General features: G+C 48.2%; 10 protein-coding genes. 2 read left to right on the top strand and 8 right to left on the bottom strand.

Translation table 11 applies throughout. The annotated features are described in order from the left end of the window. Positions 1 to 88 precede the first annotated feature (88 nt). A complete protein-coding gene (mutY, locus tag ACQ5BJ_RS15105; protein ID WP_430111258.1) occupies positions 89 to 1,183 on the bottom strand; it encodes an A/G-specific adenine glycosylase in 1,095 nt (364 codons plus the stop codon). Between the two features lie 204 nt (positions 1,184 to 1,387). On the opposite strand from mutY, the gene ACQ5BJ_RS15110 reads away from it, so the two are divergent. Next, complete coding sequence (locus tag ACQ5BJ_RS15110; protein ID WP_163974427.1) at positions 1,388 to 1,765, top strand: c-type cytochrome; 378 nt, start codon at positions 1,388 to 1,390, stop codon at positions 1,763 to 1,765. 593 nt (positions 1,766 to 2,358) lie between these two features. Here ACQ5BJ_RS15110 and ACQ5BJ_RS15115 read toward each other — a convergent pair. From ACQ5BJ_RS15115 to ACQ5BJ_RS15130, 4 genes are all read right to left on the bottom strand, one after another. Beyond that, complete coding sequence (locus tag ACQ5BJ_RS15115) at positions 2,359 to 3,306, bottom strand: phosphotransferase enzyme family protein (protein WP_430111261.1); 948 nt, start codon at positions 3,304 to 3,306, stop codon at positions 2,359 to 2,361. 19 nt (positions 3,307 to 3,325) lie between these two features. Continuing rightward, complete coding sequence (gene acpS / locus ACQ5BJ_RS15120; RefSeq protein WP_005543344.1) at positions 3,326 to 3,727, bottom strand: holo-ACP synthase; 402 nt, start codon at positions 3,725 to 3,727, stop codon at positions 3,326 to 3,328. A gap of 165 nt (positions 3,728 to 3,892) precedes the next feature. Further along, positions 3,893 to 4,723, bottom strand: coding sequence for an ABC transporter permease (locus ACQ5BJ_RS15125; protein ID WP_268620939.1), 831 nt, complete (start codon positions 4,721 to 4,723; stop codon positions 3,893 to 3,895). After that, positions 4,720 to 5,673, bottom strand: coding sequence for an ABC transporter ATP-binding protein (locus ACQ5BJ_RS15130; protein ID WP_268620938.1), 954 nt, complete (start codon positions 5,671 to 5,673; stop codon positions 4,720 to 4,722). The genes ACQ5BJ_RS15125 and ACQ5BJ_RS15130 overlap by 4 nt, the downstream gene beginning before the upstream one ends. Before the next feature lie 250 nt (positions 5,674 to 5,923). On the opposite strand from ACQ5BJ_RS15130, the gene bioA reads away from it, so the two are divergent. Then, complete coding sequence (gene bioA / locus ACQ5BJ_RS15135; protein ID WP_430111266.1) at positions 5,924 to 7,297, top strand: adenosylmethionine--8-amino-7-oxononanoate transaminase; 1,374 nt, start codon at positions 5,924 to 5,926, stop codon at positions 7,295 to 7,297. 858 nt (positions 7,298 to 8,155) lie between these two features. Here bioA and murB read toward each other — a convergent pair. The 3 genes from murB to ACQ5BJ_RS15150 all read right to left on the bottom strand — a co-directional run bounded on the left by murB (position 8,156) and on the right by ACQ5BJ_RS15150 (position 11,357). Further along, positions 8,156 to 9,073 carry a UDP-N-acetylmuramate dehydrogenase gene (gene murB, locus ACQ5BJ_RS15140; RefSeq protein WP_430111269.1) on the bottom strand — a complete coding sequence of 306 codons (918 nt, stop codon included), beginning with the start codon at positions 9,071 to 9,073 and terminating at the stop codon, positions 8,156 to 8,158. A 408-nt stretch (positions 9,074 to 9,481) separates the two neighbouring features. After that, complete coding sequence (locus ACQ5BJ_RS15145; protein ID WP_268620935.1) at positions 9,482 to 10,438, bottom strand: ABC transporter permease; 957 nt, start codon at positions 10,436 to 10,438, stop codon at positions 9,482 to 9,484. Further along, positions 10,431 to 11,357, bottom strand: coding sequence for an ABC transporter ATP-binding protein (locus ACQ5BJ_RS15150; protein WP_005543350.1), 927 nt, complete (start codon positions 11,355 to 11,357; stop codon positions 10,431 to 10,433). The genes ACQ5BJ_RS15145 and ACQ5BJ_RS15150 overlap by 8 nt, the downstream gene beginning before the upstream one ends. Positions 11,358 to 11,421 lie beyond the last annotated feature (64 nt).

Below are 11,421 nucleotides of genomic sequence, written 5' to 3' on the forward strand. Positions count from 1 at the left end.
TCCGCCTAAACGGCAAGCACCCTTTAATTTGTCTAGTAAATCTTTAATATTTACACCAGAATATATGCCACGAAAGTAACTAAATGGATTACTGAAAGCGATTTTTTAACAATCGGACGAATACATTCGGAAAAGCAAGTTCCTTCATCTCTTCCGGGCCCGCCCATGTATATACTGTATTGTCCTTCGGCTTCAAGCTACGCAGAGTACAGCGATATACGCGCATCTGCCAATGGATGTGACTGAACGTATGCTCTGCGTCCATCCAATGCTCAATCGGCACAACGTCTAACCCTTCTGCCAACAAAGAATGATGCAGAATCGCGAACGACTCTGTGTCGCTCATCCCGACAATGCCCACCTGCTTCGGCACAAGAATATGAGGCAGCTCCCACATTTTTGCCAGCAAACCGGTATCCGGCCGCTGACGCACGAGCACCTTGCCCTCATGCTCCCCTGTACCCTCGATCAATACTGCATATCGCAGCTCCGGTTTCGGCGGCTTGGCTTTTGTCTTGATCGGCAGAATGAGTTCTTCTCCAGCCATGCGGCCTTCGCAATGCTCCATAACCGGGCAGAGCAGACATGAAGGGGATTTCGGCGTACATACTAACGCGCCAAGCTCCATCAATGCCTGGTTAAAGTCCGATGCGCAGCCTTCCGGAATAAGCTCCTGCGCTAAATGCTCCATATGCACGCGCGTAGATGGCTTCGCAATATCGTCATGCAGACGGAAATAACGCGACAGCACCCGCATCACATTGCCATCCACGGCCGGCTCCGGCCGATTGAAGGCGATGCTCATAATCGCACCGGATGTATAAGGCCCAATGCCTTTTAACGCGGACACCTTTGCTTTGTCATCGGGGACTTGTCCGCTGTATTTTTCCTTCACTTCCCGTGCCGCAGCCTGTAAATTACGCGCCCGGGAATAGTATCCGAGCCCTTCCCATGCCTTCAGCACTTCCTCTTCAGGCGCATCCGCCAATGCCTCGACGGTAGGGAATTTCCCGATAAAACGTTCGAAATACGGCTTTACTGTCTCTACACGCGTCTGCTGCAGCATAATTTCAGATACCCATGTGTAATAGGGATTCGATTGACGCCGCCAAGGCAGATCCCTCTTATTCGCCCGATACCAGAGCAGAAGCTCGCGGCTGAAATATCTCTTTTGCTCGTCCATGACGGCCTCCTGTCTCTTATCTCTTTTCTATACAATTTCTAGCAGGTCTATATGGTATATTCGTAGTCTCCCTGCCCATTATACATGAAGGGAGCCAGTTGTGAACGTTCTGCCAACAATCCACATCAGAGCTTGCAGGAGGGGTACTGGAATTTCTATACTTATAGTAAAGAAATGTCCCAATAGAAATGGAGGGCATCGTTCGTGCCAAAACGTCGAATGTACACACGCTTCATGCCAATCATCGCTGGTATTGCCCTGCTTGGACTGCTTGCCGGATGCGGCGGTGGAGCAAGCGGCGGCAATGAGAGCAGCTCAGGAAATGCCAAAGAATCAGCGGCGCTTGAAGGGCCGGAAGAAGTTGTCACGCTATATAAAAACAATTGCATGCAGTGTCACGGCACTGAGATGCAGGGGATGATGGGGCCAGAGTCAAACCTGCAAAAGATCGGCAGCAAGCTGACGAAGGATGAAATTGCAAATACGATTGAAAATGGCGGAAAGCTCATGCCTGCACAGGGCGGACGTCTGGAAAAGGAAGAGATCGACAAAATTGCCGATTGGCTCGCCAGCAAAAAGTAGTTCATACTTCTGCACTAGAAATATCTTGGCAATGTAACAAGACGGCGGAAAGCCGTCTTTTGCTTTGATTGGCCTTTATTTCCAACTATAATAGTAAAGAGGCCAAGACGGCCTGCCTCCCCACCCCGCTCACGATGAGGTGATACAGCTTATTCGCGAAGGCAAGAAAGTATCCGCCATCAAAAAAGCTCGAGAACGCTCGGCATGTCACTCGTTGAAGCGAAGCAGTATGTAGACAATCTTGAAGCGAAATGATAAAGCATAGAGCATTACTTGTATACATAACATGATGAAATTAAAATAAAGCAAGGGAGGCTCCTAAGGAGGCTCCCTTATCTATTGATTCTCAATTGTTGCCCTGATTGATCAGAATGGCCAGCCTCTACCTGTTTAGAGCTCATCGCAAATCTAGCTGCTGCTGCGGCATCCTCCCTGCCAATACCATAAACGAGATACTTATCATGCTCACAATGAATTCGATTTCATTTATTCTTTATAATTGCTGCATTGTTATACAATTGCTTTGGTGCACTGCATCACGTTCTGTTCCTGATCATGCATGCTTGGTATGCTTGAGTTCTACGCTTTTCCAATCATACAAGTATAAATCCTAGGTAGCTCTTGTGCTCGCCAATGGATTGTCTCATATCGTTCAAAAAGTGGGTCTGCTTGTCAGTTAGTTTGCTGAAATCTGCATAGGTACAATGGTATATATAGGAATATACATGCCGAAAATCAATGAAGTCATTCAATCGTGGTGTAATTAGGTTTGTGGAGCGAAATCGTGAATAGCCTTCCATCAATGCGTGATAGAACTGTTCGGCGAAGTTTCGCCTCTCTTCTGGAGCTTGCACAGTGGAGACTGCATGATAGATGGCAATTGCCACATCATAGGCGTACCAATGATACTCGCTGTCTCCGAAGTCTATGATTACCGGGGAGTTCCGTTCGACGAGAAGATTATTCTGATGAAGATCCCCGTGAATTAATCCATATTCGGCTGAGGTAACAGGCTGCTCAGACATCCATCTGCAGCATTCCTTCCATTTTGCCAGTACAATGGGATCGACTTGCAGATCCTCCTTCTTGTACAGTTCATGCTCATGCCAATGCGGGCGTACAAGAGAAGGCCCTTCATAGGCTTCTGCAGCCGTATGCAACTGCGCTAGAGCTGCTCCCCAATCTTTGAAAAAGCGTTCGTTCCACAATTGTTCGTTCTGGTGATGGATAGGCTGGCCTAAGGCTTTTTCATATATAGTAAAAAAATGAGTCGGCAAAGAATGAACAAGCTGGCCTCGCAGCAGCACCGGTGGAGCAACAGAAATGCCGCGTTCATGGAGATATTGCACCCATTCGACTTCAGACTGAATTCGCTCTGCATGATGAGTGCCATACTCATACACCTTCACAATAACGGGACTACTCCCCACTATAGCGGCCTCAAAGACGTTATGAAAATATCCTCCAATTTGACGCAGCTCCGATCTGTCACATCCAATGTAGTCGCATACCTCCAGAAGCACTTCTTCCTGTATCATCATCTTGCCTCCCCCATTTTCACTATGTATCAGACGTACGCCATTCTACTATAGCCTGTGCCGACGCAATGCTCGGCTGATGCGAGATGCTGAGGTGAATTCGATATTCGCTGCTGGACAAGCCAAGCCGCTGCCATGCAGCCTTACTGAGACGGGCTATCGGCTTGCCAAGCTGATTCGGCAAAATTTCGATATCCTGAAAGGAGATCACTTCCCCGATACCTGTGCCAAAAGCCTTGACGATCGCTTCCTTCGCAGCAAAACGACCAGCGGCAAATTCAACCTGACGTCCACCCTTAGCCGCATAAACTGCCTGTTCCCGCTCTGTTAGTATGCGAGCAATAAATCGTATACCTATATGATCATGCAGCAGCTTGTTTACACGCTCGATTTCGATAATGTCATGCCCCAATCCATGTATCATCCTGAACCTCTCCTTCCATGCAGCTTCTAGATTTAATATTCATCGCAAAACATGCACTTCCAAATCTATACACAACATCATCTATGCGGTAATTGTATCACATGCAAGAGGCGCTGCCCAACCTATAACGGTCGTCAGCGCCTCTTGCGGAACAACATGTGAATCCTATTCTCCGACACGCCATTTCACTAAATAATGAATGGCAAGAATCGATGCAATGCTGTACCCCAGCAATACGATGCTGTTCTGCATGACATCTGTCGTCCAGCCTGTCAAAAGCACGCCCCGCATCGCCTCTGCCGCATAGGTAGTCGGGAAAATATAGGACGCCCACTGCAACATTGATGGAAGCTGATGCATTTCGACCATGACAGGCGACAGAAATGTAACGAACATCATAAGTACCTGAACAAGCATATTGGTCAGTTGATGATTCGGCGACCAGAAGCCGATGCCTACGCCTACGCCGACAACACTGGTCAAGGACAATAACACAACAATCGGCAGCGCCCATGTAATTTGAAAATCAATGCCGTACCCCCATTTTCCAACTGCTGCAAGCAATACAAAGGAAGGAAGGGTGCTCATTAAGCCTTTCAGCATATTGGCGATTACGAAGTTCAGCTTGGATATCGGCAATGAAGAATAGTACGTAAAATGACCTTGATGCTTCTGCCACGATATCTCCTGCCCCATGGAGTTCATCCCCGTGACGATAATACCGAAGATGAGGTTGCCGGCAACGATTCGAACCAACGCTTCATGACTCGGATTGTCTGTAAAAGAAATCATGAAAAGCATGGTCGTAAATGGGAATACCGTTGCCATCAAAAGAACCCACGCCCACGAATCGCGAATGTTGGCGTATTGAATTCGGGTAAGGATCATGAACTCTGTCAATTGCCGACCAATTCCTCTTGTGCCTTCCAACGGGACTGCCGCTTTGACCGCAGACTGGCTGACGATATCAGGTCTGCTTGCTGCTTCTGATTTCATACTTTCTGCACCTCCTGCTCTGCTTGACGATCTATATGGAAATATACATCCTCCAAGCTTGGCGGCTTTACCGCGTACTCTTCGATCGGTAAGTGAGGAGAACGAACAATATAATCAAGCACAAGGCTCGCTTCTGATTTGTCTACGAGCAAACGAAGCCGGTTCTCGCCATCAACATGAAGCTGCCCCCATTGTCTCAAAGCCTGCTCAGCAGCCTCACGGCAGCCGAATTCCGTGGTCAGCTCGAATTTGAGCCGCTGATCGACCTTCTGCTTCAGCTTCGCAACCGCATCAATTACTAGCAAGCGTCCATGATTGACCACTGCAACTCGATCCACTACCTGCTCTGCCTCAAGCACGTTGTGTGTAACGAGGATAATGGTTGCTCCTTCACGATTGCGCTCCTTAATTAGATTCCATACGAGGCGGCGGTTCGTGGGATCCAATTCATTCGTCGGCTCGTCGAAAATAAGGATTGGCAGGCGGCCGATCAATGCAGTTCCGATGCCAATCATACGCCGTTGCCCGCCAGACAAATGCTTTAGCTGCTTATGGCGAGAGTCAGACAATCCCATCATCTCCAGCAGCTCCGCTGACTGTCTTAGGGCTTCCGATTTTGTCATTCCCCGCAGACGTCCAGTAAACTCCAGCGCTTCTTGTGCTTTTAGCGCAGACAAAACATGCGGATCCTGCGAAAAATAGGCAACCTGCTGTGCCACATGCTTCGTATGGCGCGATACATCCATACCCTTGAATAGCACCCTTCCTTCCGTTGGCTTCAGGTGCCCGATCATTTGCTTAATCAACGTCGATTTACCTGCTCCATTCGGACCCAGCACGCCCAAAATTTCTCCGTCCTGTACTTGCAAAGAAATATCTATATTTGCTTTTACCTTGCCGCGTTTATACATTTGACTCACATGGTCGAGTTCGTAAATAACAGGGTTCACGATTCATCCCTCCTCATATGTCAAATAATACCTAATCATCTCTACGACAACAAGCGCCCCCCGAATGATCTTTCATTCGTTCTCCAGGTGAATAAGCTGCTCCGTCTGTAGATGTAGTCTAGTCTGAATTGATCTTTCTTCCTCAAGGGCATTGCTATGAGGGGTTACTTTTGTTAACCTTTAATTTATATAATAGGTTAACAATTATGGGCGCTGCATGAACATTCGTTGCTAAGGAGCTGGTAAGAAAATGGAAAATGAAAGAAGGAGAGCGCTTCTGCACAAGGATCGAATCTATGTCTGGCATCCATTCACCCAAATGAAGGAGTATGCCGAACGCGATCATGTGCTGATTGAGCGAGCTGAAGGCATGTACCTGTATGATGCGGAGGGGAGGCGTTACTACGATACCGTGTCTTCATGGTGGTGCAATTTGCACGGACACGGGCATCCCCGCATCAAGGCAGCTATTGCTGAGCAGTTGGAGCAATTTGACCACATCATGTTCAGCGGATTAACGCATGCCCCTGGCATTGAGCTTGCGGAAAAGCTGGTGCAAATCAGCCCGGAAGGACTCAATAAAGTGTTCTATTCGGATAATGGCTCGACTGCCGTGGAGGTGGCCATTAAGATGTCCTTCCAATATTGGCAGCAGATCGGACGCTCGTCGAAGACGAAGTTCGTCTATTTGGAAGGCAGTTACCATGGAGATACATTGGGTGCGGTAAGTGTAGGCGGCGTACCGCTCTATCATTCGCTGTTCAAGCCGCTTCTGTTCCATGCCCACCGTGTGCCTGCGCCGGATATGCGCGCCGCGCGCATGTCCGGGCCTGCTGGCGAACAGGAGGTCGCAGAAGCGGCACTCGCGCCGGTGCGCGAGCTGTTCGAGCGCGAAGGAGATACGATCGCGGGCATTCTCGTTGAGCCGATGCTGATGGGTGCAGGCGGCATGATCATGACGCCTGCAGCTTATATGCAGGGCTTGCGCGAGTTGTGTTCGGCGTACGATGTCCATCTCATTGCGGACGAGGTCGCAACAGGGTTCGGGCGAACAGGCAGGATGTTCGCCTGTGAGCACGCCGGGGTCAGCCCCGATATTATGTGCCTCAGCAAGGGGCTGACCGCAGGCATCATGCCGCTCGCGGCTACGCTGTGCCGCGACAGCATCTACGCCGCGTTCTATGATGATTACGCGGCGCAGAAAACATTTTTCCACGGCCACAGCTTCACCGGCAATCCAGTGGCGTGCGCCGTGGCCCTTGCCTCCCTGCGCCTGTTCGAGGAGGAGCGTACGCTCGAACAGGCGCAGGGCGCCATAGCCGCGCTCAGCGAGGCTATGCGCGGCATTGCCGATCTGCCCCACGTGGCAAATGTGCGGCAGATCGGCCTCGTTGCGGCGTTCGACCTGTACGAAGACGCCGAACGCCGCAAACCATTCCCGCACGAGCTGCGCATCGGGACGCGCATATACGAGGCGGGGTTCGAGGAGGGACTCATCCTCCGCCCGCTCGGGGACACCCTCTACTTCTGGCTGCCGCTATGCGCCACGCCAGACGATGTCCGCGACATTGTCGCACGAACGATCCGTGTGCTCCACCGCGTACTGCAGCCTGCTTCCTTCTAGGATGCATAGCTACGTCGGATAAATAGCTACATCGGATAGTTTCACGAGCAGACATAGCGGAAAATCGCCTTAAAATGAACGTAAATAGACATCGATTAGAAACCATAGACGGTTACGCGATTAATGTACAAAATAGATGCCATCGACAATTACACCGTTAGTATGCAGAAGAGCACCATATACTCTATAGACGAACATGCCGATAATCATCCGAATAGGTATGCAGACAGTTACGTGGTTAGACACGATTACCGTGTCGAAGCAATTGAGCATTTATTAACTATGCGAACATATCTAGTTATACCAAGATAAGTAGGTATTCATTTTGTTTGTGCTATGTATCTATAGGGAGGACAAACCACAAAATGTCCATACAAAGGTGGACATTGTAGCATATGTTATTTGAGTAAGGAATTTTTCTATATATTGCGCATAATTAAAACAAAAACACTATATATAGAAGTCAAACTGTAAGGAGAAGTTTATCTCTTTTCTAAAAGTGTGTCCACTTTACAATGGACATTCCGCCACTTTTTCCATCAAATGAGGACAACGAACGGAGAACAAACTTCATTACACATGAAGAGCCCTATAGGTGTGCCAGAGATATTCCATTCAAGCTGAAATTGCACTCTGGTGTCCCATAGGGCTCCATCCATTTAAGTATTCAGTTCGCGATGCCGTACCTCTTCTGCTGTTTTGGCTGTTTTGGCTTTTGGGTCTTTGCAACTCTTTGCAACTCTTTGCAACTCTTTGCAACACCTTGTAACATCTTGCAACACCTTGCAACACCTTGTAACATCTTGCAACAGAAAAGGGGCGAGATACTGTTTACACACAATTTATCGACTGATCGATCTATTCGTCTTCGCCGATAATGCGCACTTCGGTTTCGAGTTCGACGCCGAACCGTTCGTTGACTGTTTTCTGCACGTGGCGAATGAGCGAGATATACTCACTTGCAGTCGCGTTGTCTACATTGACGATGAATCCAGCATGCTTAGTTGATACTTCCGCACCGCCAATGCGCGTCCCCTGCAAACCGGATTCTTGAATGAGCTGACCGGCATAATGCCCTGGAGGACGCTTGAATACACTACCGCAGGACGGGTACTCAAGCGGCTGCTTAGACTCGCGCAAAAATGTCAGTTCATCCATCTTTGCCTTAATTGCATCATAATCCCCTGGCGTAAGCGAGAATGTCGCTTCCAGAACCATATATCCATTCGGGCCGATGTTGCTGCGACGGTAACCCAGTTCGAGCTGCTCCTTCGTGAGTCGAACCAGTTCACCTTCAGGAGTAAGCACTAATGTACTTTCCAATACATCTGCAATCTCACCGCCATAGGCTCCTGCATTCATGTACAATGCTCCACCTACGGAACCCGGAATGCCACAAGCGAATTCCAATCCAGACAGATGATGCTCTCGTGCCGCACGCGACACGTCGATAATCGCCGCACCACTTTGCGCAATGATCTGATCTCCACTGCGCTCAATCTTGTTTAACTTGTTCAAATTGACGACAATGCCTCGAATTCCTCCATCTTTGACGATTAGATTGGAGCCAAACCCAAGAATCGTCAACGGCAGATCGTGCTGTCGCGCATAGTCAATGACAACCTGCAGTGACTCATAATTATCTGGTGTTACATACAAATCAGCCTTGCCACCCATTCGGGTATAAGTATGTTCCTTCAGCCATTCACCTTGTTTGATCGAATCTTCCGCAATCCATTTCCGTAATTCATGATACCGTTCTATGAGGTTATTCATGCGATTCCATCCTTACCTATCTTTTTCATACAGCGTTCATATTTCATTCATTTACTTTACTTCCATTATAGCCAGTAACATCACTAGAGCGTTCATTGATGCCAAGCTCTTTGCCATTAATAATCTATACTTATCCTTGCATACACTCCAGTATAACAAATTTTCGAAGACAATTAAGATGGCAAAAGTCACCCCTTGTCCGAACCTGTATTTATGTCCCTAGTCTTATGAAATGGAGCTTTGCGGGATGCCTCTGCTTCAGCATATGCACGGACATGGGCGAATGGCTACAACAATTACTGCTGGTATCACACAAAACCAAGGGGCAGCAAGTTGAAGCAACCAAAATATGCACCTATAAAAAAACCGCCTATCATATAGGCGGACTTGATAATTGCAGTTGCTTTATTATCCTGCTACATCTCTCTTGGTAAAGGTGAGCCATGAAACGACATGGAAAACAACAAAGTAAACAAGCAGTACGGCTATTGAAAATCCGAGCGTCATATCCGGGCGAAGCGGCGTCCCCTCGAAATACGGTCGTAAATTGATGTTTGCGAACAATATATATTTCCCCCAATTGTAATGGGCGAACAATGCCGCCATATTGCCTCCAACGATCAAGAAGCACAAAGAAAAGGCGATAGCCATGGACGAGCTGCGGAATGCGGCAGATATCATAAATGCCAATGTCGTGAACATCACTAGCTCAATGATACCGAAGCCATAATCTTGCACCAAGGCAAGCAGCCTTGAGTTTTCCACAATCGCACCCTCTTGTCCGATGCTGATGAGAGGTTGAGAGAATTCGCCGAATCCCTCAATAACGCCGCCTACCAAGAAGGAAAACGCAATGTTAACGATAGTAAGCATTACTGCGAATAGGAGAGTCGCTGCATACTTACTACATAATATGCGAGTGCGCGAGGCGGGCCCGACTAGCAGCAGCTTGATTGTCCCCCACGAATACTCTGCGGCAAACATGTCTGCCGCGACTACAACAGTGAATAAAATGACAACAAACATCAGCTTCGAAGAGAGATTCACGATGCTCCATATGTTCAACGCATACGGATTGCTCTGATGCTCCAAATGGTATTCATTAAGGCGAATCTGATTCGCAATCTCCATCTTCGCTTCTGGATCTATCTCTCCACTATTATCCGCCAGCTTCTGCTTCAAATGTTCATTTGTTTGAATCAAATTTTGCTGCCAGCCCTCTCCCCTGCGCGGATCTTGGTCAATTTCCATAATGGACGTCAGCAGCACAATGGCTGCCATTAATAGCCCAATCATGACCCACGTACGCGGACGGCGATAGATTTTCATATTCTCGTTCTGAATGAGGCTGTAGTAGCTAGACAATATGCTCTCCTCCTGTCAGCTCCAAGAATTGATCTTCCAGTGACTGATTCGCCGCATGAATGCCATAGACATCGATGCCTGCATGCACAAGCGCCCTTGTCAGCTCTGGAACTTGCTTGCGCCCCGCTGAAACGTGAAGCTGCCCGCCATCGATCTGCATACTTAGATCGGCCATCATCATCGACAGCAGCGCTCTGGCTTCCTTCGGATTGTCGACATCAATCACGATATGTTGATTGTTCGCCTGCTCCTTTAATTGCTTAATAGATCGAACATCAATTAACTTGCCCGTCTGAATTATTGCTACTCGATCGCACATCAGTTCCATCTCAGACAATAAATGAGAGGATACGACGATACTGATGCCTTCCTTATGCGCCAAGTTGCGCAAATAATCACGCAGTTCGCGGATTCCCGCAGGATCCAGGCCATTTGTCGGCTCGTCAAGAATTAGAATGGAGGGCTTGTGCAGCAGCGCTTGAGCAACCCCAAGCCGCTGACGCATGCCGAGTGAATAGCGCTTAACTTTTTCATGAATGCGATTTTCCAACCCTACGAGCTTCACTACTTCATGAATCCGTTCGGTTGTTACGCCAGAGTGCCGTCTGCCGTAATACACAAGATTTTGATACCCTGTTAAAAACTTGTACATTTCTGGATTTTCCACAATTGCGCCAATATGGGTCATCGCCTGCTCGAATTGCTTATGTACAGGAATTCCTTTCACATAGATTTCGCCAGATGTCATTGAGATTAAGCCTACAATCATACGAATTGTTGTGGTCTTGCCAGCACCGTTGGGCCCGAGAAATCCAAATACCTCTCCTGCCGGGACATCAAAGGACATCTGATCTACAATCGTGCGCTTGCCAATTCGTTTGGTAACATTGCGGAGCTGAAGGACTGCTTCTGTGCTCATACGATACGAACCTCCTGTCAGTGAATCTCTTTTATGGAATTCTGCCGCGAGATGGAAGTGTAAA

Source organism: Paenibacillus sp. B1-35, from assembly GCF_050474385.1.
GTDB classification, from domain to species: Bacteria; Bacillota; Bacilli; order Paenibacillales; family Paenibacillaceae; genus Paenibacillus_B; species Paenibacillus_B alvei.